The sequence below is a fragment of the Pseudomonas sp. CCI4.2 genome (genome assembly GCF_034350045.1).
GTDB lineage: Bacteria > Pseudomonadota > Gammaproteobacteria > Pseudomonadales > Pseudomonadaceae > Aquipseudomonas.
Window position 1 is genome coordinate 2,317,675 of record NZ_CP133781.1, and the last position, 25,558, is coordinate 2,343,232.

Annotated in this window: 25 protein-coding genes and 1 other RNA gene; 22 read left to right on the forward strand and 4 right to left on the reverse strand. The window is 56.8% G+C overall.

Annotation, left to right across the window (positions count from 1 at the left end; translation table 11 throughout):
• Nucleotides 1–88 precede the first annotated feature (88 nt).
• The 8 genes from RHM65_RS10520 (at nt 89) to RHM65_RS10555 (ending at nt 6,457) form a co-directional block, all read left to right on the forward strand.
• Nucleotides 89–1,225: an acyl-CoA dehydrogenase family protein gene (locus RHM65_RS10520; protein ID WP_322184928.1), complete on the forward strand. Its 1,137-nt coding sequence runs from the start codon at nt 89–91 to the stop codon at nt 1,223–1,225.
• 331 nt (nt 1,226–1,556) lie between these two features.
• Nucleotides 1,557–1,985: a 50S ribosomal protein L13 gene (gene rplM, locus RHM65_RS10525; protein WP_297846182.1), complete on the forward strand. Its 429-nt coding sequence runs from the start codon at nt 1,557–1,559 to the stop codon at nt 1,983–1,985.
• 14 nt (nt 1,986–1,999) lie between these two features.
• Entirely contained in the window at nt 2,000–2,392 is a 393-nt protein-coding gene (gene rpsI / locus RHM65_RS10530; RefSeq protein ID WP_297846183.1) for a 30S ribosomal protein S9, read from the forward strand.
• Nucleotides 2,393–2,647: 255 nt separating this feature from the next.
• Nucleotides 2,648–3,244 carry a ubiquinol-cytochrome c reductase iron-sulfur subunit gene (gene petA, locus RHM65_RS10535; RefSeq protein WP_322166038.1) on the forward strand — a complete coding sequence of 199 codons (597 nt, stop codon included), beginning with the start codon at nt 2,648–2,650 and terminating at the stop codon, nt 3,242–3,244.
• Nucleotides 3,241–4,452 (forward strand): cytochrome bc complex cytochrome b subunit, encoded by a 1,212-nt coding sequence (locus RHM65_RS10540; protein ID WP_322166037.1) that lies wholly within the window; start codon nt 3,241–3,243, stop codon nt 4,450–4,452. Before petA ends, RHM65_RS10540 begins: the two co-directional genes overlap by 4 nt.
• The gene (locus RHM65_RS10545) at nt 4,452–5,231 is read left to right on the forward strand and encodes a cytochrome c1 (RefSeq protein WP_322166036.1); all 780 of its coding nucleotides are present in this window, start codon (nt 4,452–4,454) and stop codon (nt 5,229–5,231) included. The genes RHM65_RS10540 and RHM65_RS10545 overlap by 1 nt, the downstream gene beginning before the upstream one ends.
• A 177-nt stretch (nt 5,232–5,408) precedes the next feature.
• On the forward strand, nt 5,409–6,026 hold the full coding sequence (locus tag RHM65_RS10550) for a glutathione S-transferase N-terminal domain-containing protein (protein WP_322184930.1): 618 nt from the start codon (nt 5,409–5,411) through the stop codon (nt 6,024–6,026).
• 17 nt (nt 6,027–6,043) lie between these two features.
• Nucleotides 6,044–6,457 carry a ClpXP protease specificity-enhancing factor gene (locus RHM65_RS10555; RefSeq protein WP_322166034.1) on the forward strand — a complete coding sequence of 138 codons (414 nt, stop codon included), beginning with the start codon at nt 6,044–6,046 and terminating at the stop codon, nt 6,455–6,457.
• 364 nt (nt 6,458–6,821) lie between these two features.
• On the opposite strand, the gene RHM65_RS10560 is transcribed toward RHM65_RS10555, so the two are convergent.
• The 4 genes from RHM65_RS10560 to RHM65_RS10575 all read right to left on the reverse strand — a co-directional run bounded on the left by RHM65_RS10560 (nt 6,822) and on the right by RHM65_RS10575 (nt 10,298).
• Nucleotides 6,822–7,400, reverse strand: a complete 579-nt coding sequence (locus tag RHM65_RS10560; protein WP_322184932.1) for a BON domain-containing protein — start codon at nt 7,398–7,400, stop codon at nt 6,822–6,824.
• Nucleotides 7,397–7,990: a phosphoheptose isomerase gene (locus RHM65_RS10565; protein ID WP_322166032.1), complete on the reverse strand. Its 594-nt coding sequence runs from the start codon at nt 7,988–7,990 to the stop codon at nt 7,397–7,399. The genes RHM65_RS10560 and RHM65_RS10565 overlap by 4 nt, the downstream gene beginning before the upstream one ends.
• 125 nt (nt 7,991–8,115) lie before the next feature.
• Nucleotides 8,116–8,490, reverse strand: coding sequence for a YraN family protein (locus RHM65_RS10570; protein ID WP_322166031.1), 375 nt, complete (start codon nt 8,488–8,490; stop codon nt 8,116–8,118).
• Entirely contained in the window at nt 8,487–10,298 is a 1,812-nt protein-coding gene (locus RHM65_RS10575) for a penicillin-binding protein activator (protein ID WP_322166030.1), read from the reverse strand. The genes RHM65_RS10570 and RHM65_RS10575 overlap by 4 nt, the downstream gene beginning before the upstream one ends.
• A gap of 269 nt (nt 10,299–10,567) precedes the next feature.
• Here RHM65_RS10575 and rsmI point away from each other — a divergent pair, with 269 nt between their 5' ends.
• From rsmI to RHM65_RS10645, 14 genes are all read left to right on the forward strand, one after another.
• The gene (rsmI, locus tag RHM65_RS10580) at nt 10,568–11,440 is read left to right on the forward strand and encodes a 16S rRNA (cytidine(1402)-2'-O)-methyltransferase (protein ID WP_323565490.1); all 873 of its coding nucleotides are present in this window, start codon (nt 10,568–10,570) and stop codon (nt 11,438–11,440) included.
• 86 nt (nt 11,441–11,526) lie between these two features.
• An RNA gene (gene rnpB, locus RHM65_RS10585) (RNase P RNA component class A) lies at nt 11,527–11,885 on the forward strand.
• A gap of 305 nt (nt 11,886–12,190) precedes the next feature.
• Nucleotides 12,191–12,646, forward strand: a complete 456-nt coding sequence (gene mraZ, locus RHM65_RS10590) for a division/cell wall cluster transcriptional repressor MraZ (RefSeq protein ID WP_299832072.1) — start codon at nt 12,191–12,193, stop codon at nt 12,644–12,646.
• A gap of 2 nt (nt 12,647–12,648) precedes the next feature.
• Nucleotides 12,649–13,590 carry a 16S rRNA (cytosine(1402)-N(4))-methyltransferase RsmH gene (gene rsmH / locus RHM65_RS10595; protein ID WP_322171122.1) on the forward strand — a complete coding sequence of 314 codons (942 nt, stop codon included), beginning with the start codon at nt 12,649–12,651 and terminating at the stop codon, nt 13,588–13,590.
• Nucleotides 13,587–13,880, forward strand: coding sequence for a cell division protein FtsL (gene ftsL / locus RHM65_RS10600; protein WP_322184934.1), 294 nt, complete (start codon nt 13,587–13,589; stop codon nt 13,878–13,880). The genes rsmH and ftsL overlap by 4 nt, the downstream gene beginning before the upstream one ends.
• Complete coding sequence (locus tag RHM65_RS10605) at nt 13,877–15,616, forward strand: peptidoglycan D,D-transpeptidase FtsI family protein (RefSeq protein ID WP_416195034.1); 1,740 nt, start codon at nt 13,877–13,879, stop codon at nt 15,614–15,616. Before ftsL ends, RHM65_RS10605 begins: the two co-directional genes overlap by 4 nt.
• Nucleotides 15,616–17,079, forward strand: coding sequence for a UDP-N-acetylmuramoyl-L-alanyl-D-glutamate--2,6-diaminopimelate ligase (locus RHM65_RS10610; protein WP_322166026.1), 1,464 nt, complete (start codon nt 15,616–15,618; stop codon nt 17,077–17,079). Before RHM65_RS10605 ends, RHM65_RS10610 begins: the two co-directional genes overlap by 1 nt.
• Nucleotides 17,072–18,439, forward strand: a complete 1,368-nt coding sequence (locus RHM65_RS10615; RefSeq protein WP_322184936.1) for a UDP-N-acetylmuramoyl-tripeptide--D-alanyl-D-alanine ligase — start codon at nt 17,072–17,074, stop codon at nt 18,437–18,439. The genes RHM65_RS10610 and RHM65_RS10615 overlap by 8 nt, the downstream gene beginning before the upstream one ends.
• A complete protein-coding gene (mraY, locus tag RHM65_RS10620; RefSeq protein WP_322166024.1) occupies nt 18,439–19,521 on the forward strand; it encodes a phospho-N-acetylmuramoyl-pentapeptide-transferase in 1,083 nt (360 codons plus the stop codon). Before RHM65_RS10615 ends, mraY begins: the two co-directional genes overlap by 1 nt.
• A 5-nt stretch (nt 19,522–19,526) precedes the next feature.
• Nucleotides 19,527–20,873: a UDP-N-acetylmuramoyl-L-alanine--D-glutamate ligase gene (murD, locus tag RHM65_RS10625; protein ID WP_322166023.1), complete on the forward strand. Its 1,347-nt coding sequence runs from the start codon at nt 19,527–19,529 to the stop codon at nt 20,871–20,873.
• A complete protein-coding gene (gene ftsW, locus RHM65_RS10630; RefSeq protein WP_322171115.1) occupies nt 20,873–22,084 on the forward strand; it encodes a putative lipid II flippase FtsW in 1,212 nt (403 codons plus the stop codon). The genes murD and ftsW overlap by 1 nt, the downstream gene beginning before the upstream one ends.
• A complete protein-coding gene (murG, locus tag RHM65_RS10635; protein ID WP_322171112.1) occupies nt 22,074–23,144 on the forward strand; it encodes an undecaprenyldiphospho-muramoylpentapeptide beta-N-acetylglucosaminyltransferase in 1,071 nt (356 codons plus the stop codon). The genes ftsW and murG overlap by 11 nt, the downstream gene beginning before the upstream one ends.
• Nucleotides 23,137–24,597, forward strand: coding sequence for a UDP-N-acetylmuramate--L-alanine ligase (murC, locus tag RHM65_RS10640; protein ID WP_322166022.1), 1,461 nt, complete (start codon nt 23,137–23,139; stop codon nt 24,595–24,597). The genes murG and murC overlap by 8 nt, the downstream gene beginning before the upstream one ends.
• 11 nt (nt 24,598–24,608) lie before the next feature.
• Entirely contained in the window at nt 24,609–25,556 is a 948-nt protein-coding gene (locus RHM65_RS10645; RefSeq protein ID WP_416195106.1) for a D-alanine--D-alanine ligase, read from the forward strand.
• Nucleotides 25,557–25,558 lie beyond the last annotated feature (2 nt).

Genomic DNA, 25,558 nt, shown 5'->3' on the forward strand with positions numbered 1-25,558 from the left:
TTTTGTCGTATGTGTCCAGTGTCCTCGCGCGGGTCATCGGCTTAGGCTCTCAAGACAACCCAGCCCTTCACCCTCTTGCAGGTGCAGCATGATCCCTAGAACCCTGTTCAGCTCCGAACACGAACTCTTTCGCAGCAGCGTGCGTAAATTTCTTGAGCAGGAGGCGCAGCCGTTTCATGCGCAGTGGGAAAAACAGGGTTATATCGATCGCGCCTTATGGAACAAGGCGGGAGAGCAGGGGATGTTGTGTTCGCATTTGCCCGAAGAATACGGCGGCATGGCGGCAGACTTTCTCTATAGCACCGTGGTGATCGAAGAAATCGGTCGGCTGGGCCTGACGGGGATCGGTTTTTCTTTGCATTCAGATATCGTCGCGCCGTACATCCTGCATTACGGCAGCGAAGCCCTGAAGCTCAAGTACCTGCCGAAATTGGTTTCGGGAGAAATGGTGACCGCCATTGCGATGACCGAGCCAGGTGCGGGTTCCGATCTGCAAGGCGTGAAAACCACGGCTGTGTTAGGCGGCGATGAGTACGTGATCAACGGCTCCAAGACGTTTATTACCAACGGCTTTCTGGCTGATTTGGTGATCGTCGTTGCCAAGACGGACCCTAAGGCCGGGGCCAAAGGCACCAGTTTGTTTCTAGTAGAGGCCAGCTCGCAGGGGTTTGCCAAAGGTAAGCGCCTGGAAAAGGTCGGGATGAAAGCCCAGGACACCTCCGAGCTGTTCTTTCAGGACGTGCGTGTGCCCAAGGACAATCTGTTGGGTCAGGCCGGCATGGGTTTCGCCTATCTGATGCAGGAGCTGCCTCAAGAGCGATTGACGGTTGCAGTCGGGGCGTTGGCGTCTGCCGAAGCAGCCTTGCAATGGACGCTGGACTACACCCGGGAACGCAAAGCGTTCGGAAAGGCTATCGCGGAATTCCAAAACACTCGGTTCAAGCTCGCTGAAATCGCGACTGAAGTGCAGATTGGTCGGGTATTTGTTGATCGCTGTCTTGAGCTGCACCTAGAGGGCAAGCTGGACGTGCCCACCGCGGCGATGGCGAAATACTGGTGCACAGACTTGCAATGCAAAGTGCTCGACGAGTGTGTGCAGTTGCATGGCGGCTACGGTTTTATGTGGGAATACCCCATCGCCCGGGCTTGGGCGGATGCTCGGGTGCAGAGGATTTATGCGGGAACCAATGAAATCATGAAGGAAATTATTGCCCGGACCTTGTGAGTGAGCTTAAGCAGGCAGAGAAGGCAAAACGGGATGAGCCTGAAATCGTCGGGTTTTGGCGACGAAAGCTGCATGTCATCCCTTTCTGCCCCTGAATTCAGGGTGAATTGCAAAAGCTGCTTGAGATTTTTTTCGAAATCTGCATAATTCCGCAGCTCTTTGCAGTGGAAGTGATGCGCCGTCTGCCGAAGAATCTTGCCGTATAACGGACGCGCCGACCCGAGCCCCCGACAGCGTCTGTTCCCGGCTGCCTTTGACCTTGTCAAAGTACGCACTATTCAGTAAGATCCGCCGTCTAATTTATCAGGGCGGCCCCTGAGGCTATTAAAGAATGAAAACTTTTACTGCTAAACCGGAAACAGTTACGCGCGACTGGTTCGTCGTCGACGCTGCTGGTCAGACACTGGGTCGTCTGGCGACCGAGATCGCGAGCCGTCTTCGTGGCAAGCACAAACCGGAATACACTCCGCACGTCGATACAGGCGATTACATCGTCGTTATCAACGCTGAGCAAATCCGCGTTACCGGTGCTAAAACCACCGACAAGATCTACTACTCTCACTCTGGTTTTCCGGGCGGGATCAAGTCGATCAACTTTGAAAAGCTGATCGCTAAAGCCCCAGAGCGCGTGATCGAGACCGCGGTTAAAGGCATGCTGCCTAAGAACCCGCTGGGTCGCGACATGTATCGTAAGCTGAAAGTCTATGCGGGCGCTGTACACCCTCATACTGCTCAGCAGCCCCAAGAACTGAAGTTTTAACGGAATAGTTCATTATGTCGGCGACTCAAAATTACGGCACTGGCCGTCGCAAGACCGCAACTGCACGCGTTTTCCTGCGTCCAGGTACCGGCAACATCTCTATCAACAACCGTACTCTTGACGGTTTCTTCGGTCGCGAAACTGCCCGCATGGTAGTTCGTCAGCCGCTGGAATTGACTCAGACTACCGAGAAATTCGACATCTACGTCACTGTTATCGGTGGCGGCACAAGTGGTCAAGCTGGCGCAATCCGCCACGGTATCACTCGCGCTCTGATGCAGTATGACGAAACCCTGCGTGGCGCTCTGCGCAAAGCTGGCTTCGTTACTCGCGATGCTCGTGAAGTAGAGCGTAAGAAAGTCGGTCTGCGTAAAGCGCGTAAGCGTCCGCAGTACTCGAAGCGTTAATTCGCTGCTACTTTCTAAGCGCCCAGTTCCTTTTAGGAGCTGGGCGTTTTTTTATGGGCGAAGGATTTCGGTGTGACAACGTGCCACATGCCTGGGCGCCGCGTGTTATAAGGCTTGAGACCATTGGGCTATGGTAATTACCTTGTCAATTGAGGGGCTTTTCTTTACCATCCGGCAGGATTTTTACACCGTTCCAGATATTTATTAAGTAGACGCCTGATCAAACAGGCCATAGAGCTGATGGGAGAGGACGGAATGAGCAATGACGGCGTGAATGCAGGCCGGCGTCGCTTCCTCGTAGCAGCCACATCCGTGGTTGGTGCTGCAGGAGCGGTGGGGGCGGCGGTCCCGTTCGTGGGGTCATGGTTTCCCAGTGCCAAGGCGAAAGCCGCAGGTGCACCGGTAAAGGTGAATATCAGCAAGGTCGAACCAGGACAGCAAATGATTGCCGAGTGGCGTGGTCAGCCGGTATTCATCGTCCGTCGTACCGCAGAGATTTTAGGGAACCTGAAAAAGATCGAGGGGCAACTTTCCGATCCGACTTCAAAGAACTCCTCGCAACCGACATACGTCGACCCGGAACTACGTTCGATCAAACCAGAGATTCTGCTGCTGGTCGGTATCTGTACGCATTTGGGATGTTCGCCGACGTTCCGTCCCGAAGTAGCCCCCGCAGATCTCGGCAAAGACTGGGTAGGTGGTTATTTCTGCCCTTGCCACGGTTCGCACTACGATCTGGCCGGGCGTGTTTACAAGTCTCAACCGGCACCCTTGAATCTACCTGTGCCGCCGCATTCCTATGAGTCGGACAGCATCATCGTCATCGGCGTCGATCAGGAGAAAGCGTCATGAGTAAGTTCATGGACTGGGTGGATGCGCGCTTCCCTGCCACAAAAATGTGGGAAGACCATCTCAGCAAGTATTACGCACCAAAAAACTTCAACTTCTTCTACTTCTTCGGCTCGCTGGCATTGCTGGTGCTGGTCAATCAGATCGTTACTGGTGTCTGGCTGACCATGAGCTACACGCCGTCGGCTGAAGAAGCGTTTGCTTCCGTCGAATACATCATGCGTGACGTGGAATATGGCTCGATCCTGCGCCTGCTTCACTCAACGGGCGCCTCTGCGTTCTTCATTGTGGTTTATCTGCACATGTTCCGTGGGCTGCTATACGGTTCGTATCAGAAGCCGCGTGAGCTGGTCTGGTTGTTCGGGATGCTGATCTACTTGGCGCTGATGGCTGAAGCATTCATGGGGTATCTGCTGCCTTGGGGCCAGATGTCCTATTGGGGGGCCCAGGTGATCATCTCGCTGTTCGGTGCGATTCCTGTCATCGGTGGTGACCTGACTCAATGGATTCGTGGTGACTACCTGATTTCAGGTATTACCCTGAACCGCTTCTTTGCATTGCACGTCGTGGCGTTGCCGATCGTTATCCTGGGTCTGGTGGTGTTGCACGTTCTGGCGCTGCACGAAGTGGGCTCCAACAACCCCGACGGCGTTGACATCAAGAAACACAAAGACGAAAACGGCATACCGTTGGACGGCATCCCCTTCCATCCGTATTACACCGTGAAAGACATCGTCGGCGTTGTGGTGTTCCTGTTCGTCTTTTGCTCGATCGTATTTTTCTTCCCAGAAATGGGCGGTTATTTCCTCGAGAAGCCTAACTTCGAAGTAGCGAACGCGTTCAAGACCCCTGAGCACATTGCTCCGGTTTGGTACTTCACGCCGTTCTACGCGATCCTGCGTGCGATCCCGGACAAGCTCATGGGTGTTATCGCCATGGGTGCTGCGATTGCCGTCCTGTTCGTGTTGCCGTGGCTTGATCGTAGTCCGGTCAAATCTATGCGTTATAAGGGTTGGCTGAGCAAGATCTGGTTGGTGGTGTTCTGCGTGGCGTTCGTGATTCTGGGTGTGCTGGGCGTTTTGCCGCCAACCCCTGAGCGCACGATTCTGTCGCAGGTCTGTACGTTTCTGTACTTTGCCTACTTCATTCTGATGCCGTTCTATACCCGGCTCGAGAAGACCAAACCGGTTCCAGAAAGGGTGACTGGCTGATGAAAAAGCTATTTGCTGTACTGATTTTTGCTCTCCTGCCCGTTTTGTCTTATGCGGCAGAGCACGGCCCTGAGTTGGAACATGTTGATATCGACGTGTCTGATAAGGCGGCCATGCAAGACGGTGCTCGTACGTTTGCGAACTACTGCATGGGTTGCCATAGCGCCAAGTTTCAACGCTATGAGCGTGTGGCTGACGATCTGGGTATCCCCCACGATCTGATGCTGGACAAGCTGATTTTCACGGGCGCCAAGATTGGCGACCATATGACTATCGGCATGCAGCCTGCTGACGCTAAAGCCTGGTTCGGGGCGGCTCCGCCCGATCTGACCCTGGTAGCTCGTGTTCGCGGTACTGACTGGCTCTACGGTTATCTGCGCTCGTTCTATGAAGATCCTGCACGTCCATGGGGCGTGAACAACAAGGTTTTCCCGAACGTTGGTATGCCTAACGTACTGGCGGGCCTTCAAGGTCGTCAGGTCATTGGCTGCAAGCAGATCCAAATGGTTGAAGATGGCAAGAAGCAATTTGACCCCCTGACCGGCTCTCCATTGACCCACGAAGCATGCGATCAATTGACCGTATTGCCGAAAACCGGGTCGTTAAATGAAGAACAGTTCGATGAGAAGGTCAAAAATCTTGTAACCTTCCTCGCTTACTCGGCGAATCCGGTGAAGCTGCAACATCAGCGCATCGGGACCTATGTATTGCTTTACCTGGCCTTCTTCTTCGTCTTCGCGTATTTACTCAAACGCGAATATTGGAAAGACGTCCACTGATATCATGCTGTAACCCCTGCTGTTAACGAGCCGCGCCCTAGGGTGCCTCTCTAAAAAACGAGCGTGGGGCAGGTGCCGCTTCGGTGGTGCCTGCCCTGCGTAGTCGTTTTCGGAGGCGCCCTCTGGGCGCGCTCGTTTTTCTGCTTTTGAAAACTTTTACAAGCGAGGAGGACCGCCATGGGCGTGACCAACCGGTTGGCCTGTTACTCCGACCCCGCCGACCACTATTCCCACCGCGTGCGCATTGTGCTCGCTGAGAAAGGTGTCAGCGCTGAGATCATTGATGTTGTGGCGGGTCGTCATCCGCCAAGATTGATTGAGGTGAATCCGTACGGCAGCGTACCAACCCTGGTCGATCGCGACCTTGCGTTGTACGAGTCGACGGTGGTGATGGAATACCTGGATGAACGTTATCCGCACCCACCTTTGTTACCGGTTTATCCGGTGGCCCGTGCCAACAGCCGTCTGCTGATTCACCGTATTCAGCGCGATTGGTGTGGCCTGGTGGATTTGATTCTGGATTCACGTAGTAAAGAGCACGCTCGCGTTCAAGCGCGTAAAGAGCTGCGTGAAAGCTTGACCGGCGTTTCTCCACTGTTCGCCGACAAGCCTTTTTTCCTCAGTGAAGATCAAAGTCTGGTCGATTGCTGTCTGTTGCCGATACTCTGGCGTCTCCCGGTCCTGGGTATAGAATTGCCGCGGCAAGCGAAACCGCTGCTTGATTATATGGAGCGCCAATTTGCACGTGAAGCTTTCCAGACAAGCCTGTCTGGTGCCGAACGTGATATGCGCTAAGGCTTAAGGAGCCGTTGATGAACTCCAGTCGCCCTTATCTGATCCGTGCTCTCTATGAGTGGATCGTAGATAACGATTGCACCCCGCATATGCTGGTCAATGCGGAATACCCGTCGGTGCAGGTCCCTCAGGGCTTTGCTAACGATGGTCAGATCGTTTTGAATGTGTCGCCCAGTGCTGTGCGTCATCTGCATATGGATAACGATGCTGTCAGTTTCGAAGGTCGTTTCGGCGGTGTTCCGCACTCGTTGTACGTTCCTATCTCCGCGATCCTGGGTATTTATGCTCGGGAAAACGGTCAGGGTATGGTTTTCGACTTAGAGCCTGCCCTTGATGACGACGATGAAATCGATCCTGATGACGAAGGACCGCCACCGGAAAGCGAACCACCGCGACCGACCGGTAGGCCAAGTCTGAAAGTGGTCAAGTAATCGGATTCGTGTAGGTTGAAACAAAAAAAACGCCGACAGCAATGTCGGCGTTTTTTTTGTATTTCTGTAGGACCGAATTCAGGTGGCGCACACATTCTGACCTGCTGAACACCGTGATCAGATTTTCAGTGCCGACTATTCCGTGTCTGCCAAAAATCTTTGTGGGAGTTGGCTTGCCAACGAAAGCGTCAATGCGGGCGACCCAGGTTTCAGGTCGACATCACGGCGCGATTACGGGCGTCTTCGCAGGCAAGCCCACAGTATCTGCGGCTTCTGCAGTTCCTACAGGCCGTTTGTTACCGCGACGACGCGTTGACGGGCCACCTCAGGGAATGAATGAATTCGGTCCCAGATCAGGGCGTGGTTAATCGATGTACTCAAACAATTTCACAATCTTCTGCACGCCAGATACGCCTTGGACCAAGTTGGTAGCGCGGGTGGCTTCTTGCTGAGTCACCAGGCCTAACAGGTAGACGATGCCGTTCTCGGTCACGACTTTGATGCGTGAGCCCGGAATGGTGTCATCCGTGAGCATTTGCGTTTTGATCTTGGTGGTCAGCCAGGCGTCGTTGTTGCGCGCCAGGATCGAAGACGGGGCCATGACCTGAAGTTCGTTGTTGACCTTTTTAACCCGCTGCACGGAGCCAGCGGCTTGTTCGGCAAGGGTTTTCAAGTCTTGGCGTGGCGTTTGCCCTGCGAGCAGGACGATGCCGTTAAAGCTGGTGACAATGATGTGCGAGCCTTCGTCCAGGTCAGGATTGGCCTTGGCGACGTTGACCGCAACTTTGGTTTCGATCAGTGAATCATCGATTTTGCTGCCGAACGTGCGGGTGCCGCGGTCATCCTGGATCGGCGTGTCACGGGTCGCAGTCAGGACCGAGCTGCATCCGCTGAGACCGAGGCAAAGTGTCAAAGCCAGTAGGCTTAGGCGATTAGGGGTCATTCTTCACTCCCGAACAGTTGGCTGTCGATCAGATCACAGAGGCAATGGATCGCCAGCAGGTGGACTTCTTGAATACGTGCGGTGACTTTGGACGGAACGCGGATCTCCACATCCTCGGGCAATAGCAGCGACGCCATGTCGCCACCGTCGCGACCGGTCAAGGCTACGACAACCATTTCCCGATCATGTGCGGCCTGGATGGCTTGAATAATGTTCGCCGAGTTGCCACTGGTGGAAATGGCCAGCAGTACATCGCCCGGCTGACCCAGCGCGCGGATCTGTTTGGAAAAGATCTCGTTGTAGCTGTAGTCGTTGGCAATCGAGGTGATCGTCGAAGTGTCAGTGGTCAGTGCAATCGCTGGCAGGCTCGGGCGTTCGCGTTCAAAGCGGTTTAGCAATTCCGAGGAGAAGTGCTGGGCGTCACCCGCAGAGCCGCCGTTGCCGCAAGAAAGCATTTTGCCTTCGTTGAGCAGGGCATTGACCATCACTTGGCTGGCTTGCTCGATGTAGGGCGCAAGAACTTCCATCGCCTGCTGCTTGGTGTCGATGCTGGCCTGGAAAAGCTGGCGAATTCGGGATTGCATGTCCATCTATGTGACCTTAAGTAGGGCAACTGCTCCAGGCACAAACAATGTGCAGCCTGCAAAGCAAAATCGGTATAGGTATGTCGTTCAAAAAATCAGGCATTCAGATTCGACAAGTCCTGCCGCCTGATTTAGCTGTCAAATGCATTTTGGAGCCAGTTAAACGAGGGTTCCTTGCCAGGGTTGCCGTTGATGCCAATCACATCGAAACGGCAGGGGGAATCAGCCCAGCGTGACGCGTGTTGCAGAAAATATTGTGCGGCGACGACAAGCTTTTCGCGCTTGCGAATATCGACGCTTTCAAGCGCTCCACCCCAGCCCGCATGGCGGCGATAGCGCACTTCGACGAATACTACTGTATCGCCATCAAGCATGACCAGATCGAGTTCACCACGTTTGCATATCCAATTCTGTGCGATGAGGCTCAAGCCCTGTTGCTGGAGATAATTCAGGGCGAAGGCTTCCGCCTCACGCCCTGCTTGCAGATGCGGTGCGCCTGCGATCAATGTGCGGTGTCCGGCAGGCGTTGAACCTGGCCGCCGACAAATTGAGCCCATGGCAGTTGCCGCTCAATACGTTGCCCTTCACCCAGGCTCAAATTGCCGGACTCGCCGTCGAGACGGGTGTCAGGCAAGGCTTTGAGTTGTGACAGACGCGGTGCCAAGCGATAAGCATCGATCCCCATGGCGTACAACCGACCCAAGCTTCCGGCGGCTTGCGGCCATTGCGCGGTCACTTGCTTGTGCAGCGGGTCGCTGGTGTTCAGTAGCCATGGCGTGTCGCAGAATTGAATGCCTTCCAAGTCCTTGTATTGCGCTTGATCGCCACTGTTGGTGAACAGTTGCGAGGTCGCGTACACAGGTACGTCACCGGCATATTGGAACACCAACGTTGGTTTGATCTGCTGGGCTAGCTGGGGTGTTGCGGCCAGGAATATAAAATCGATGTCCTGACGACGTGTTGGCTGAGGTGCTTGAGCGCCTGCGGTGTTCTGCAAGCTTTTGGCGCGGGCATCGACATTACGCAGTTGGAACATGTCGGCAATTTGCTGGGCGAGGGCGACCGGCTGGTCGACATGCTCAGCGACGATGAACGTACCGCCCAATGCTTGCCAGCTTTGACGGAAAGCATCTAGAACACGGTCACCCCACTCACCTTTGGGCACCATGGCGGCAGCGCTGCGCTTGCCATCGGCCCAAGCGCGACGCGCGACTTCTCGGGCTTCGTCTTCAGCGGCCAGTCCAAACTGGAACAACTCTGGTGGACCCGCTTGACGTGAATCGCTGTAGTTAAGAGCCAGCGTTGTGATCGGCAAATGCGGATGGCTGCTCAGTTGTTTGACCAGTGGCTTTTCCAGCGGGCCGATGACCAATTGCACTCCGGACGCCTTGGCCTGACGGTAAAATTCGTCAAGCGAAGTCAACCGCGAGCTGTCGAACACCTGGATCACAGGTGGTTTTTGTCCGGCTTGCTGAGCTTGATAGTGCGCAGCCATGAAGCCTTCACGCAGTGCTCGGGCTACCGAAACCAGCGGGCCATCTTGTGGCAGCAACAACGCGATTTTAGTCAGCGGCTCACTGGCCAGTGCCTTGAGCGCCACCAGCGGCAGTGGCAATTGCTGGGCCGCCGGATGCTGCGGGTTTTGCGCTTTCCACGTATCAATCGCAGCTTGCTGTTGTTCAAGCGTGCCAGCGGTTTTCACCACCAGGGCCAAACTCAACCAGCCTGCCAGGTCTCCGTTGCCAGTGCCTTGCAGTTGCTCGGGAGGTAATTGGGAAACCAGCGACCAGATCGCTTCGTGGTTAGCCGTGGCATCGCCGTTCTTAAGCAGCGGCGCTATAAATACCCGTTGGCTGGCGGCCGCCAGGATTTGGCCGTCGGCTTCTAGTGCGCGCGCTTGAACGAGGCCCGTGCGCACTTGCTGATCGATAGGCAGTTCACCCAAACGTTGCAGGCTTGGATGGCTTAACGCTGCCAGCGCGACCTTGGGTTGGTTGCGACCCAGTGCCAGTTCAGCAGCAAGAGTGCTGGCGTAGACCTGTTGTGCGGGTTTGAGCTGATCAAGAGGCACTTGCTCTAGAATTTTTGCAGCTCGGCCCACGTTGCCTTGTCGATTGGCTTGGTCGGCCGCGCTCAGTCTGAGCGTCGCAGCTTGATCGGGGGTTTTGGCGGCAGCGGCTTGTTCGAGCAATTGCTCGATGCTGGCGTCAGGTGTGCGAGGCAGCTCGCCAAGGGTTGACGACGGCGAGCTGGCACACGCGGCCAACAGGGCAGCGAGACAAAGGGCGGTGAACAGGCGCAGGCAAGCGATCATGTATGTGATCCTGATACTCGAGCAAATAGGCGGGAATTGTACCCAAGCACCGGCCGGGGCGCGATGTTGGTGGCGTTAAAGCGGTGATATTGGTCCCGGCGCAGGAAAATAAGGGGTGATCCGGCGTTTTTTTTGCTTATTCACGTCGTGCGGTAACGAAAACAAACGTTTTTTTAAGACTGTTTCAGTGTTCACCGGTGGCAGCTATCCGTTCGCTCAGGCCTTAATCTGTACAATGCGTTTTTTGTTTCACACAAGAGGTGTGCGCTTTGACTGCTCCAGGTGCTTTGAATTCCGCTCCAGGCTCGCTTTATGTTGTGGCCACGCCTATCGGTAACCTGGATGACATGAGCGTGCGTGCGCTGAAGGTGTTGCGCGACGTGGCGTTAATTGCCGCCGAAGATACGCGCCACTCGTTACGGTTGATGCAGCACTTTGGTATCCCAACGCCGCTGGCGGCGTGTCACGAACATAACGAGCGGGAAGAGGGCAGTCGTTTTCTGACGCGTTTGTTGGCCGGAGATGATGTTGCACTCATTTCCGACGCGGGTACGCCACTGATCTCGGACCCCGGTTATCACTTGGTGCGTCAAGCGCGTGCTGCGGGTATTCGGGTGGTGCCCGTGCCGGGGGCGTGCGCGTTGATCGCCGCGTTGTCGGCTGCGGGTTTACCTTCCGATCGATTTATCTTCGAAGGCTTTTTACCCGCTAAAGCAGTTGGCCGCAGGGCTCGGCTTGAGTTGCTGAAGGATGAGCCTCGCACGCTGATCTTCTATGAGGCGCCGCACCGCATTCTTGAGTGCTTGCAGGACCTTGAGTCGGTATTCGGTCCAGAGCGCCCGGCGTTGCTGGCGCGAGAGCTGACCAAAACATTTGAAACCCTCAAAGGACTGCCGTTGTCGGAGTTACGTGCTTTTGTCGAAGGTGACAGCAATCAGCAGCGTGGCGAGTGCGTGGTGTTGGTTGCAGGTTGGACGGCGTCGGAAGATGAAGACGTTATTGGTACCGAGGCGCGGCGCATTCTGGATCTCTTGCTGGAAGAAATGCCGCTCAAACGGGCTGCCGCGCTGGCTGCCGAAATCACCGGCGTGCGCAAAAACTTGCTTTATCAGGTAGCGCTGGACAAGCAGAAAGGCGCATAAACAACGGCACTGCTGCCAACTGCCAAAGGGCCCAAAGCGTATTAAAGCTTGTTCTTGACGGTTTGTGCCGCTAACCTTGGCGGCGGAGAGTCGATTGGACAGTCGCTGCCTTCTATTGTTCCGCAATAGAGGGGGGAGGAAAGTCCGGGCTCCATAGGGCAGAGTGCCAGGTAATGCCTGGGAGGCGCGAGCCTACGGAAAGTGCCACAGAAAATAACCGCCTAAGCACTTCGGTGCCGGTAAGGGTGAAAAGGTGCGGTAAGAGCGCACCGCACGTCTGGCAACAGGTCGTGGTCAAGGTAAACCCCACTCGGAGCAAGACCAAATAGGGTTCCAAGGCGTGGCCCGCGCTGGAACCGGGTAGGTTGCTAAAGACGTCCAGTGATGGCCGTCGTAGACGAATGACTGTTCACGACAGAACCCGGCTTACAGATCGACTCTCCACCTTTTTCTTTCCCCCGCTTTTCGTAGCATTAGCCCTTCGTAATATCAAAAAAATCTTACTCTTGATAAATCACATTAACTTCGGGACTCAGACCTCTGAGCTCGTTGGGGTTTATCTGTCCAAGTAATTGAAAAATTGCACCGAAGTCTGATTTTCCTCTCCTAAATCTCCGTTCTGTAAGGGAATTCCTTAGGGCCGCGCCTTGACGGTGTGGTGGGCGCATTCATATAGTGTGCGCAAGTGGCGGAAAGTGGCACGAAGTGGGTTTTTTCAGCGTAAAAAGTTAATATTCGGAGATCGCGCCTGTGTTTCGTGGTGCAAACGCAATCAATCTTGACGCAAAGGGCCGCCTCGCTATGCCGAGTCGGTACCGCGACGAGTTGGATTCGCGTAGTGCCGGGCAGTTGATTGTCACGATTGACGCTGTAGACCCCTGCTTATGCCTGTATCCGTTATCCGAATGGGAACTGATCGAAGCCAAGTTGCGTGACTTGGCAACTTTCCGAGAAGAAAACCGTCGTCTGCAGCGGCTGTTGATCGGGAATGCGGTCGATCTGGAACTTGATGGCAGCGGCCGTTTTCTGGTGCCACCGCGGCTGCGAGACTACGCGAAGTTGGATAAGCGCGTGATGTTAGTTGGCCAGCTAAATAAGTTTCAACTGTGGGACGAGGACGCCTGGAACGCTCTTGCTGAGGCGGATCTGGCGGCCATTCAACAACCGGGCGCTATGCCTGATGAATTGCGTGATTTGATCTTGTGACTATGACTAGCGGCTTTACCCACATCACCGTACTGCTCGAAGAAGCCGTAGAGGCTCTCGCGGTGCGTACCGATGGCTGCTATTTGGATGGCACATTCGGACGCGGCGGCCACAGCCGATTGATCTTGCAGCATCTGGGGCCCGACGGGCGTTTGCTGGGATTCGACAAAGATCCTCAAGCAATTGCCACCGGGCAAGCGCTAGCGGCCGAAGACGGCCGCTTTGTCGTTGTGCAACGTAGCTTTGCTGAGCTGGGCGCCGAAGTTGAAAGTCGCGGCTTGGCTGGCAAGGTCAACGGCATTCTTCTCGACCTCGGTGTCTCATCACCGCAGTTGGACGACCCGGAGCGTGGCTTCAGCTTCATGAACGACGGCCCTCTGGACATGCGTATGGACCCGAGTCGAGGCGTCAGCGCCGCCGAGTTCATTGCTACGGCATCCGCCGAAGAAATTGCTCGCGTGTTCAAGGAATACGGCGAAGAACGTTTTTCCAAGCGCATGGCAAACGCCGTCGTTCAACGGCGTGAGACTCAGCGCTTTGAGCGTACCGGTGACCTTGCAGAAGTGCTGAAGGTCGCGAACCCTGCGTGGGAAAAAGGCAAGAACCCAGCGACCCGTGCCTTTCAGGGCTTACGCATTCACGTCAATAACGAGCTGGGCGACCTCGAGGCCGGGCTTGAAGCGGCGCTTGAAACCCTCGAAATTGGCGGGCGGTTGGTGGTCATCAGCTTTCACTCGCTAGAAGACCGCATCGTCAAATTGTTCATGCGCAAACTGGCTAAAGGCGAAACCGACACCATGCCTCGGGATCTGCCGATCCGTTTTCAGGCATTCGACCCAAAAATCAAAATTCTCGGCAAGGCGCAATTCGCCTCCGAAGCTGAAACCAAAGCTAACCCACGTTCGCGCAGCGCTGTCATGCGTGTTGCGGAGAAGCTTAAGTGAGCCAGCTTGTCCTTAAGCCTTTGCCCGGCGGCAGTTTCTTCATGCTGCTGCTGTTCATCGGTGTATTGGTTTCGGCAATTGGCGTGGCGTATAGCGCGCATTGGAACCGGCAATTACTGAACTCGCTGTATAGCGAGCTGAGCGTGCGCGACAAAGCACAGGCGGAATGGGGCCGTTTGATTCTTGAGCAAAGCACTTGGACCGCGCACAGTCGTATCGAATCGCTGGCCACCGAACAATTGCATATGCGCATTCCAAGCGCCGCTGAAGTTCGAATGGTGGCCCCATGATGAACCTCGAAGGCGCCTTGTATCCGTGGCGTTTTCGCGTGGTGGTGGGGCTGCTTGCGATCATGGTGGGCGCGATTTGTTGGCGGATTATCGACCTCCAAGTGGTCGACCATAAGTTCCTCAAGGAACAAGGCGATGCCCGTAGCGTTCGTCACATCCCAATTCCCGCTCACCGTGGCTTGATCACCGACCGTAACGGCGAGCCGTTGGCCGTCAGTACGCCGGTGACGACGCTGTGGGCCAACCCCAAAGAGATGCAGGGCGCCAAGGATAAATGGCCTGCATTGGCCGCGGCCCTGGGACAAGACGCCAAGTTGCTGAGTGACCGCCTGGAAGCGCAGGCCGATAAAGAATTTATCTATCTGGTCCGCGGCCTTACGCCAGAGCAGGGTCAGGCTGTGCTTGATCTGAAAGTACCGGGCGTTTACGGCATCGAAGAGTTCCGGCGTTTTTATCCAGCGGGAGATGTCACTGCGCACATGGTCGGGTTTACCGACCTCGATGACCACGGTCGCGAAGGCGTCGAGCTGGCTTACGACGACTGGCTGGCGGGAGTTCCTGGTAAGCGACAAGTGATCAAGGACCGACGCGGTCGACTGATCAAAGACGTTCAGGTGACTAAAAATGCCAAGGCCGGGAAGACCTTGGCATTGTCTATTGACCTGCGCCTGCAATACCTGGCCACCCGCGAACTGCGCAACGCCATTCAGGAAAACGACGCCAAGGCTGGCAGTCTGGTGATCATGGACGTGAAAACCGGCGAAGTGCTGGCCATGGTCAACTCGCCAACCTACAACCCAAACAACCGCCGCACCATGATCCCGGCCGCCATGCGCAATCGCGCAATCACCGACGTGTTCGAGCCTGGTTCGACCATGAAGCCAATCTCGATGACGGCTGCGCTGGACAGCGGTCGTTGGAAGCCTAGTGACAAAGTCGAGGTCTACCCCGGCACACTACAGATCGGTAAATACACGATTCGCGATGTGACCAAGACCGAAGGCCCGATCCTTGATTTGACCGGTATTTTGATCAACTCCAGTAACGTCGGCATGAGCAAAGTGGCCTTCGACATTGGGGGTGAAGCGATCTTCCACGCCATGCAGCGCGTTGGCTTGGGGCAATACACTGGCCTTGGTTTTCCCGGCGAGCGTGTGGGTAATCTTCCGAACTACCGCGAATGGCGCAAAGCCGAAACCGCGACCCTGTCGTACGGCTACGGCTTGTCGATTACGGCGCTGCAGTTGGTGCATGCTTATTCAGCCATCGCTAACAACGGCCGCATCGTGCCGTTGACCATCCTCAAAGCTGACTCGCCACCGGTCTCGGTTCAGGCGATCCCAGAAGCGACCGCAAAAACCGTGCAGGGCATGATGCAGCAAGTGATCGAGGACCCGCGTGGTGTTTACCGTGCTCGGGTGCCGTCGTATCACGTGGCAGGCAAGAGCGGTACCGCACGAAAAACAGTCTCGGGCACCAAGGGCTATGAAGAGAACGCCTACCGCTCGCTGTTCGCCGGCTTTGGTCCGATGAGCAATCCGCGTTACGCCATCGTGGTGGTAATTGATGAACCGGGCAAGGCGGGCTACTACGGTGGTCTGGTATCGGCACCGGTGTTCAGCAAGGTGATGTCGGGCACGCTGCGGCTGATGAATATCACCCCGGACAATTTGGCGGCGACGCCAACGCAGGAGCAAGTCAATGCTGTGCCCGCAGTTAAGGGAGGGCGTGGTTAATGTCTTCTAGCCTGAACAAGATTTTCGCCCATGCCGACCGCGATCTATTGATTCGCGAGTTGACCCTCGACAGCCGTAACGTGCGCCCTGGCGATCTGTTTCTGGCAATTCCGGGTGCCAAAATCGACGGTCGGGCGCACATCGGTGACGCCCTTAAACGTGGCGCGGCGGCGGTGGCCTATGAAGTGGACGGCGCAACCGTACTGCCAATTACCGACGTTCCGTTGATCCCGGTTAAAGGTCTGGCTGCGCAATTGTCCGACATCGCCGGGCGTTTTTACGGCGACCCGAGCCGCAACCTGAATTTGATCGGTGTCACCGGCACCAACGGCAAAACCAGTGTCACCCAACTGATCGCGCAAGCGCTGGATCAATTGGGTCAGCACTGCGGGATAGTCGGCACACTGGGAACCGGTTTCCACGGTGCGCTGCAAAGCGGCCGCTTGACCACGCCTGACCCGATCACCGTGCAGGCGACCATCGCTGATTTGAGAAAGGCTGGTGCCCGCGCCGTTGCGATGGAAGTGTCCTCTCATGGCCTTGATCAAGGCCGGGCGAGCGCGTTGGCGTTCGACGTTGCGGTGCTGACGAACCTGTCTCGCGACCATCTGGATTATCACGGCACGATGCAAGCCTACGCAGCCGCCAAGGCCAAGTTGTTTGCCTGGTCCAACCTGCGTTGCCGAGTAATCAATCTGGATGACGATTTTGGTCGCCAGTTGGCTGCCAACAAACACGAATCGCGTTTGATTACCTACAGCGTCAAAGACGCCAGCGCTTCGCTGTATTGCCGCGATGCGCATTTCGACGACGATGGCGTGCGCGCCATCTTGGTCACGGCTCAAGGCGAACATCATTTGCGCAGCAGCTTGCTGGGTCGTTTCAACCTGAGCAACGTGCTGGCAGCTATCGGCGCATTGATGGGGCTGGATTATCCGCTGGACGAAATCATGAACGTGCTGCCGACGCTGGAAGGTCCGGTTGGCCGCATGCAACGATTGGGTGGCGGCAATCAGCCACTGGTGGTGGTTGATTACGCACACACCCCTGACGCGCTGGAAAAGGTGCTCGAAGCGCTGCGTCCGCACGCGAAAGGCCGCTTGATGTGCCTGTTCGGTTGCGGCGGAGACCGTGATCGCGGCAAGCGCCCGTTAATGGCTGAAGTGGTCGAGCGGCTGGCGGACACGGTGTTGGTCACAGATGACAACCCACGCACCGAAGCACCGGCACAGATTTTCGATGACATCCGTAAAGGCTTCGTTGCCGCCGACACCGTGACCTTCGTCGCCGGACGCGGCCAGGCAGTGGCGCAATTGATTGCCAGTGCGTCAGCTGCGGACGTCATCGTGTTAGCGGGCAAGGGCCACGAGGACTATCAGGAAATCAACGGTCAGCGTCAGCCATTTTCTGATCTCGAAGAAGCCAGCAAAGCCTTGGCTGCATGGGAGGTGGCGCATGCTTAAGCCTCTGGCCTTCAGTGAACTGGTTGCGCCACTGAGTGGCCGTTTGGTCGGCGCTGATTGCACCTTTACCGGGGTGAGCATTGATAGTCGACACATTGTGCCGGGTCAGCTGTTTATCGCACTTGCCGGTCCCAATTTTGATGGTCACGACTACCTGAATGACGTCGCAAGTAAAGGCGCGGTCGGCGCGCTGGTCGAGCGTGAAATCCCGGGTTCGGTGTTGCCGCAATTGGTCGTCACCGACACTCGTCAGGCGTTGGCGCAACTCGGTGCGTTGAATCGCAGCCGGTTTGACAAGCCGGTAGCGGCGATCACTGGTTCCAGCGGCAAAACCACCACCAAGGAAATGCTCGCCAGCATCCTGCGTACCCGTGGATCGGTCCTGGCCACCCGTGGCAATTTAAACAACGAGTTGGGGGTTCCACTGACCCTGCTTGAACTGGCGCCGGAGCATTCAGCAGCCGTCATCGAATTGGGTGCGTCCCGCCTCGGTGAAATCAGTTACACCGTCGATTTGGCAAAACCTCAGGTTGCCGTCATCACCAACGCAGGGACCGCCCATGTGGGTGAGTTCGGCGGGCCGGAGAAGATCGTCCAGGCCAAGGGTGAAATCCTTGAGGGTTTGGGCGCCAACGGTACGGCCGTCCTCAATCGAGACGATATCGCCTTTGCTACCTGGCGCGCCCGCGCCAAGGGTCGCCCGGTGCTGAGTTTCGCCTTGAGTGATGACGCAGCAGATTTTTACGCCAGGGACCTGACCCGCGATGCACGCGGCTGCCCTAGCTTCACGCTGCATGGTCCGTCCGGTTCGGCATCGATTCAGCTCAACTTACTGGGCGCCTATAACATTGCCAACGCGTTGGCGGCTGCGGCCGCGGCGCATGCCCTGGGCGTATCGCTGGACGGTATCGTCGCGGGTTTGGCTGCGGTGCAACCGGTCAAGGGCCGTGCGGTGGCGCAGTTAGCCACTAACGGCATTCGTCTGATTGATGACACGTATAACGCTAACCCCACCGCCATGTGCGCAGCCGTTGATATACTCGCCGGCTTTTCTGGGCGCACCGTCTTGGTGCTCGGAGACATTGGCGAGCTAGGCGAGTGGGCCGAGCAGGGTCACCGCGATGTAGGTGCGTATGCCGCTGGTAAGGTCTCGGCGTTGTACGCGGTTGGGCCATTAATGGCTTACGCAGTAAAAGCGTTCGGCGAGCACGGCCGTCACTTCGCAAATCAGCAAGACCTGATCGCAGCGCTTGGCGCCGAGCAGGACACTAACACCACCATTTTGATTAAAGGTTCGCGCAGCGCAGCGATGGAAAACATCGTCGCCGCTTTGTGTGGTTCTAGCCAGGAGAAACATTAATGCTGCTGTTGTTGGCGGAGTATTTACAACAATTCTACAAAGGCTTCGCGGTCTTCCAATACCTGACCCTGCGCGGGATTCTCGGCGTGCTTACCGCATTGACGCTCGCGTTGTGCCTGGGCCCATGGATGATCCGGACTTTGCAGAATCGCCAGATCGGACAGTCAGTCCGCAATGACGGTCCGCAGTCGCACTTGGCCAAATCGGGCACGCCGACCATGGGTGGCGCGCTGATTCTGTCCGCCATCACTGTCAGCACTTTGTTATGGGCTGATTTGAGCAACCGCTACGTGTGGGTGGTGATGATCGTCACCCTGCTGTTTGGTGGCATTGGCTGGGTCGATGATTACCGCAAAGTCATTGAGAAAAATTCAAAAGGTTTGCCGAGCCGCTGGAAGTACTTCTGGCAATCGGTGTTCGGTCTTGGCGCGGCGATCTTCCTGTATTCCACCGCGCCCTCCGCTGTGGAAACCACGCTGATCGTGCCGATGCTCAAGGATGTCGGTATCCCGCTTGGCGTCGGCTTCATAGTGCTGACCTACTTCGTGATCGTCGGCTCAAGCAACGCGGTCAACCTGACCGACGGCCTCGACGGTCTGGCAATTTTGCCAACGGTTATGGTAGGCGGCGCGCTGGGCATCTTCTGCTACCTGTCGGGTAACGTGAAGTTTGCTGAGTACCTGCTGATTCCTTATGTCCCCGGCGCAGGTGAGCTGATCGTGTTCTGCGGCGCATTGATTGGCGCGGGACTGGGCTTTCTTTGGTTCAACACCTACCCGGCACAGGTCTTCATGGGTGACGTCGGTGCGCTGGCCCTCGGCGCAGCGCTGGGCACCATCGCCGTCATCGTTCGTCAGGAAATCGTCTTATTCATCATGGGCGGCGTGTTCGTGGCAGAAACCCTGTCCGTCGTCATCCAGGTAGCGTCATTCAAGTTGACCGGTCGCCGCGTGTTTCGCATGGCACCGATTCACCACCACTTTGAACTCAAAGGCTGGCCCGAGCCGCGTGTGATTGTCCGTTTCTGGATCATTACCGTGATTTTGGTGCTGATTGGCCTTGCCACCCTGAAGCTGAGGTAGAACGAGTGTCTTTGATCGCTTCTGACCACTTCCGCATCGTTGTCGGCCTCGGCAAGAGCGGCATGTCGCTGGTTCGCTTCCTGGCGAGCCGGGGCGTGTCGTTTGCTGTGGCAGACACGCGGGAAAATCCACCTGAACTGGCGACATTGCGCGAGCAATACCCGCAGGTGGAAGTGCGTTGTGGCGAACTGGACGTGGAGTTTCTGTGCCGCGCCGATGAGTTGTACGTGAGCCCAGGTCTGGCACTGGCCACCCCGGCGCTGCAACAAGCGGCGGCCCGTGGCGTGAAGTTGTCGGGTGACATCGAGTTGTTCGCACGTAATGCGAAGGCGCCCATCGTTGCTATTAGCGGTTCGAACGCGAAAAGCACCGTGACCACCATGGTGGGTGACATGGCCTTGGCCGCAGGCAAGCGTGTCGCGGTCGGCGGCAACCTGGGCACTCCAGCGCTGGACCTGTTGGACGATTCTGTCGAGTTGTACGTGCTTGAACTCTCCAGCTTCCAGCTTGAAACCACCGATCAACTCGGCGCTGAAGTGGCGACGGTGCTTAACGTCAGCGAAGACCATATGGACCGCTACAGCGGTTTGCCGGCCTATCACTTGGCCAAACACCGAATTTTCCGGGGCGCGCGGCAAGTGGTGGTCAACAGGCAGGACGCGCTGTCGCGGCCGCTGATCGGCGAGGGTCTGCCGTGCTGGACCTTCGGCTTGAACACTCCTGATTTCCACGGCTTCGGTCTGCGCGAAGAGAGTGGCGAAAAATACCTCGCCTTCCAATTCGACACCCTGATGCCGGTTCGCGAGCTGAAGGTTCGCGGTGCCCACAACCAGTCCAATGCGCTGGCAGCGTTGGCGCTGGGTCACGCGGTCGGTTTGCCATTCGACGCCATGTTGGACAGTCTGCGCGCTTTCACTGGCCTGACGCACCGCTGCCAATGGCTGCGCGAGCGCGACGGTGTCAGCTATTACGATGACTCCAAAGCCACCAACGTCGGTGCTGCGCTGGCGGCTATCGAAGGCTTGGGCGCCGACATCAGCGGCAAGTTGGTGTTGATCGCTGGTGGCGACGGTAAAGGCGCTGACTTCTCAGCCCTGCGCGCGCCGGTCGCCGCTCATTGCCGCGCGGTGGTGTTGCTGGGCCGCGATGCAGAACTCGTCGCGCAAGCGCTGGGCGAAGCGGTTCCATTAATACGCGTCAAAACACTGGAAGAAGCCGTGCTGCGAGCTGCTGAAATCGCTCAGGACGGGGACGCCGTGTTGTTGTCGCCCGCCTGTGCAAGCCTGGATATGTTCAAGAATTACGAAGAACGTGGCCGCCTGTTCGCTCGCTCAGTGGAGGCCTTGTCATGATCCTTGGCATCATTCGGCCTTATCCATCCCCGCTGATCAGCGGCCGTGGCATCGATGTCGACTTTCCGATGCTCGCGGGTTGCCTGGCGCTGTTGGGCTTGGGGTTGGTCATGATCACCTCTGCTTCATCTGAAGTGGCCGCAGTGCAGTCCGGCAACCCGCTTTACATGATGATTCGACACTTGATTTATCTGGTCATCGGCCTGGGTGCCTGCGCCGCGACCATGATGATTCCGGTATCAACCTGGCAACGGCTGGGCTGGCTGATGCTGATCGGCGCGTTCGGTTTGTTGGTGATTGTGTTGGTGCCGGGGTTGGGCCGCGAGGTCAACGGTTCAATGCGTTGGATCGGTTTTGGCATGTTCAACGTTCAACCTTCCGAGATCGCCAAAGTCTTTGTCGTGATCTTCCTTGGCGGGTATCTGGTTCGCCAGCAGCAAGAAGTTCGCGAAAGCTGGATGGGCTTCTTTAAGCCGTTCATTGTTTTGCTGCCCATGGCCGGCCTGCTGCTGATGGAACCGGACTTCGGCGCCACCGTCGTTATGATGGGCGCTGCGGCGGCCATGCTGTTTTTGGGCGGCGTTGGTTTGTTCCGATTCTCCTTGATGGTGGTCTTGGCAGTAGGCGCGGTGTTCGTGCTGGTTCAAGCACAGCCATATCGTATGGCGCGTTTGATTACCTTCACCGACCCCTGGTCCGATCAGTTTGGTTCTGGCTATCAATTGACCCAGGCCCTGATTGCCTTTGGCCGTGGCGAATGGTTTGGCGTCGGTCTGGGCAACAGCGTCCAGAAGCAGTTCTACTTGCCTGAAGCGCACACTGACTTTGTGTTCGCCGTGCTCGCTGAAGAGCTGGGCGTGGTGGGTTCGCTGCTCACCGTGGCGCTGTTCGTCTTCGTCAGCATCCGGGCGATGTACATCGGCTTGTGGGCAGAAAGGGCCAAGCAATATTTTGGCGCGTATGTCGCCTATGGTTTGGCCTTCCTCTGGATTGGCCAGTTCTTGATCAATATCGGGGTTAACGTCGGGCTGCTGCCCACCAAAGGCCTGACATTGCCATTCCTGAGTTACGGCGGCAGTTCGTTGGTGATTTGTTGCGCAAGCCTTGGCTTATTGCTGCGTATCGAGTGGGAATCGCGGACCAATACCGGCAGTGAAGAAACGGAATTCAATGAAAGCGACTTCGCAGAGGAGTCCAATGATGGGCGCTAACGTGCTGATCATGGCGGGCGGTACCGGCGGGCATGTGTTCCCGGCGTTGGCCTGCGCGCAAGAATTCAAAGCCCGCGGTTACAGTGTTCACTGGTTGGGCACGCCACGCGGTATCGAGAATGAGCTGGTGCCACAGGCCGGCTTGCCATTGCACCTGATCAACATGACCGGCTTGCGCGGCAAGGGCGTTCTTGCTCTGTTGAAAGCGCCGTTTGTGTTGTTCAAAGCGTTGATGCAAGCGCGGAAAATTGTTCGTCAGTTGCAGCCAGTTTGCGTGCTGGGACTGGGCGGCTATGTCACCGGCCCCGGTGGACTGGCGGCAAAACTGGCCGGCATTCCATTGATTATCCATGAGCAAAACGCGATTGCAGGTACCGCTAACCGGACTCTGGTGCCGTTTGCCAGCCGCGTGTGCGAAGCCTTCCCGGATACTTTTTCCAAGTCGGCCAAACGCCGCACCACCGGCAACCCAGTGCGCAGCGAGTTGTTTCTCGAAACTCCGCGTCAGGTATTGGCAGGGCGTAAAGCGCGCTTGCTGATTCTGGGTGGCAGCCTCGGCGCCGAACCGCTGAACAAATTGCTGCCTGAAGCGTTGGCGTTGTTACCGGTTGAAGTGCGTCCTGAAGTGTTTCATCAGGCGGGCAAGAATCACGACCAAATTACCGCAGAGCGCTATCGGACTGCCGGTGTCGAGGCGCAGGTGGCGCCGTTCATCAAAGACATGGCCCAAGCCTATGGCTGGGCCGACCTAGTGGTCTGTCGCGCAGGCGCGCTGACCGTCAGTGAACTGGCGGCAGCCGGTCTGCCGTCACTGTTGGTGCCATTGCCTCACGCAATCGACGATCACCAGTCCCGTAACGCTGATTATTTGGCCCGCGAAGGCGCTGCCTTCGTCATGCCTCAAGCGACAACTGGCGTAGCCGAAATGGCCGCACGCCTGAAAGAGGTTTTGATGCAACCCGAACAACTGAACAACATGGCCCGCACCGCACGCTGCCTAGCCAAACCTGACGCAACCCGCACCGTGGTCGACGTGTGCCTGGAGGTGGCCCATGGTTGAAAGTAAACGCGCGATGCCGCAACCGGAAATGCGCCGCATCCGGCGTATCCACTTCGTCGGTATTGGCGGTGTGGGCATGTGCGGGATTGCCGAAGTGTTGCTCAACCTCGGTTATGAAGTCTCGGGCTCTGACCTGAAAGCTTCCCCGGTGACTGAGCGTCTCGAATCGTTCGGGGCGCATATCTTTATCGGCCATCGCGCCGAGAACACCGCGAACGCAGATGTGTTGGTGGTTTCCAGTGCAGTGAACACCTCCAATCCGGAAGTCGCCAGCGCCGTCGAGCGTCGTATTCCAGTGGTGCCGCGTGCGGAAATGCTCGCCGAATTGATGCGTTACCGTCACGGCATTGCAGTGGCCGGCACCCACGGCAAAACCACCACCACCAGCTTGATCGCTTCAGTGTTTGCGGCTGGTGGCCTGGACCCGACGTTCGTGATCGGCGGCCGGTTGAATGCTGCGGGCACTAACGCGCAACTGGGTACCAGCCGTTATCTGATTGCCGAAGCCGATGAAAGCGATGCCAGCTTCTTGCACTTGCAGCCGTTGGTGGCTGTGGTCACCAACATCGACGCTGACCACATGGAAACCTATGAAGGCGACTTCAATAAACTGAAGAAAACCTTCGTTGAGTTTCTGCATAACCTGCCGTTTTACGGCTTGGCCGTGGTCTGCATCGATGACCCTGTGGTGCGTGAAATTCTACCGCTGATCAAGCGCCCGACCATGACCTATGGCTTCAGCGAAGAAGCCGACGTGCGTGCAATCAACGTGCGTCAAGACGGCATGCAAACCTTCTTCACCGTGCTGCGCCGCGACCGTGAACCGCTGGATGTTTCAGTGAATATGCCGGGCAATCACAACGTTCTTAATTCCCTGGCGACCATCGCGATTTCTACCGATGAAGGCGTTTCTGACGAAGCCATCGTGCAGGGGTTGTCCGGCTTCCAGGGCGTCGGTCGACGCTTCCAGATTTACGGTGAACTGCCGGTAGAAGGCGGCAACGTGATGCTGGTCGATGACTATGGTCACCACCCGCGTGAAGTTGCGGCGGTGATCAATGCTGTACGGGGTGGTTGGCCGGATCGTCGGTTGGTGATGGTTTACCAGCCCCACCGGTTCAGTCGCACCCGTGATCTTTACGATGACTTCGTGCAGGTACTGACCGAGGCCAACGTGCTGTTGTTGATGGAAGTCTACCCCGCTGGAGAAGAGCCTATTCCCGGCGCAGACAGTCGCCACTTGGCACACAGCATTCGTCAGCGCGGCTTGTTGGACCCAATCTACATTGAGCGCGGCGTTGAGCTGGCCCCGTTGGTCAAACCACTGCTGCGTGCTGGTGACATCCTGCTGTGCCAAGGCGCCGGTGACATTGGCGGTCTCGCGCCGCAACTGCTGAAAAGCCCGTTGTTCGCCGGCGCAATCGTCGCCCCGACCGAGGGGAAATTGAAATGACGACACTGACCATGAACACCTCGCTGATGTCCACCGTAGATCCGACCGTGTTCGGCCGCGTCGCGGTGCTGTTTGGCGGTAAAAGCGCTGAGCGGGCAGTGTCGCTGAAATCCGGTCAAGCGGTGCTTGAAGCCTTGCAAGCGGGCGGTGTCGACGCGTTCGGCATCGACGTCGGCGACGATTTCTTGCAGCATTTGGTCAACGAAAAAATCGACCGTGCGTTCATCGTTCTGCACGGACGAGGCGGCGAAGACGGCAGCATGCAAGGCCTGCTTGAGTGCCTGGAAATTCCTTACACCGGCAGCGGCGTATTGGCTTCGGCACTGGCCATGGACAAGCTGCGGACTAAACAAGTGTGGCAAAGCCTGGGCTTGCCGACCCCTCGTCATGCGGTGCTGAGTTCTGAGGCTGATTGTATTTCTGCAGCCGGGGAACTGGGCTTCCCTTTGATCGTCAAACCGGCCCATGAAGGTTCCAGTATCGGTATGGCGAAGGTGACCAGCGTCGACGAATTAATCGCCGCATGGAAAGCCGCCAGTACCTACGATTCGCAAGTGTTGGTTGAACAATGGATTCAAGGTCCAGAGTTCACCATCGCCACGCTGCGTGACCAGATATTACCGCCCATCGGTCTCGGCACTCCTCACACGTTCTACGACTACGACGCCAAGTACCTGGCTTCCGATACCCAGTATCGGATTCCTTGCGGGCTTGATGACGCTAAAGAACAAGAGCTTAAAGATCTCACTGCGCGTGCATGCGAGGCCGTTGGCATCGTGGGTTGGGCGCGGGCGGATGTGATGCAAGACGCCGACGGCAAGTTTTGGCTGTTGGAAGTGAACACGGTGCCAGGCATGACCGATCACAGCCTGGTCCCAATGGCCGCGCGTGCTGCTGGCCTGGATTTTAAACAGTTGGTATTGGCGATTCTGGCCGACAGTCTCGAGGCGCGAGGTTAATC

What these genes read in the sequence shown, in the direction of transcription:
- mraY (WP_322166024.1), top strand. Translation starts at nt 18,439, where the DNA reads ATGCTGCTGTTGTTGGCGGAGTATTTACAACAATTCTACAAAGGCTTC.
- RHM65_RS10610 (WP_322166026.1), top strand. Translation starts at nt 15,616, where the DNA reads ATGTCTTCTAGCCTGAACAAGATTTTCGCCCATGCCGACCGCGATCTA.
- rplM (WP_297846182.1), top strand. Translation starts at nt 1,557, where the DNA reads ATGAAAACTTTTACTGCTAAACCGGAAACAGTTACGCGCGACTGGTTC.
- RHM65_RS10550 (WP_322184930.1), top strand. Translation starts at nt 5,409, where the DNA reads ATGGGCGTGACCAACCGGTTGGCCTGTTACTCCGACCCCGCCGACCAC.
- RHM65_RS10560 (WP_322184932.1), bottom strand. Translation starts at nt 7,400, where the DNA reads ATGACCCCTAATCGCCTAAGCCTACTGGCTTTGACACTTTGCCTCGGT.
- RHM65_RS10615 (WP_322184936.1), top strand. Translation starts at nt 17,072, where the DNA reads ATGCTTAAGCCTCTGGCCTTCAGTGAACTGGTTGCGCCACTGAGTGGC.
- RHM65_RS10540 (WP_322166037.1), top strand. Translation starts at nt 3,241, where the DNA reads ATGAGTAAGTTCATGGACTGGGTGGATGCGCGCTTCCCTGCCACAAAA.
- RHM65_RS10565 (WP_322166032.1), bottom strand. Translation starts at nt 7,990, where the DNA reads ATGGACATGCAATCCCGAATTCGCCAGCTTTTCCAGGCCAGCATCGAC.
- RHM65_RS10555 (WP_322166034.1), top strand. Translation starts at nt 6,044, where the DNA reads ATGAACTCCAGTCGCCCTTATCTGATCCGTGCTCTCTATGAGTGGATC.
- RHM65_RS10645 (WP_416195106.1), top strand. Translation starts at nt 24,609, where the DNA reads ATGAACACCTCGCTGATGTCCACCGTAGATCCGACCGTGTTCGGCCGC.
- rsmH (WP_322171122.1), top strand. Translation starts at nt 12,649, where the DNA reads ATGACTAGCGGCTTTACCCACATCACCGTACTGCTCGAAGAAGCCGTA.
- murC (WP_322166022.1), top strand. Translation starts at nt 23,137, where the DNA reads ATGGTTGAAAGTAAACGCGCGATGCCGCAACCGGAAATGCGCCGCATC.
- rpsI (WP_297846183.1), top strand. Translation starts at nt 2,000, where the DNA reads ATGTCGGCGACTCAAAATTACGGCACTGGCCGTCGCAAGACCGCAACT.
- RHM65_RS10545 (WP_322166036.1), top strand. Translation starts at nt 4,452, where the DNA reads ATGAAAAAGCTATTTGCTGTACTGATTTTTGCTCTCCTGCCCGTTTTG.
- RHM65_RS10575 (WP_322166030.1), bottom strand. Translation starts at nt 10,298, where the DNA reads ATGATCGCTTGCCTGCGCCTGTTCACCGCCCTTTGTCTCGCTGCCCTG.
- RHM65_RS10520 (WP_322184928.1), top strand. Translation starts at nt 89, where the DNA reads ATGATCCCTAGAACCCTGTTCAGCTCCGAACACGAACTCTTTCGCAGC.
- petA (WP_322166038.1), top strand. Translation starts at nt 2,648, where the DNA reads ATGAGCAATGACGGCGTGAATGCAGGCCGGCGTCGCTTCCTCGTAGCA.
- RHM65_RS10605 (WP_416195034.1), top strand. Translation starts at nt 13,877, where the DNA reads ATGATGAACCTCGAAGGCGCCTTGTATCCGTGGCGTTTTCGCGTGGTG.
- murG (WP_322171112.1), top strand. Translation starts at nt 22,074, where the DNA reads ATGGGCGCTAACGTGCTGATCATGGCGGGCGGTACCGGCGGGCATGTG.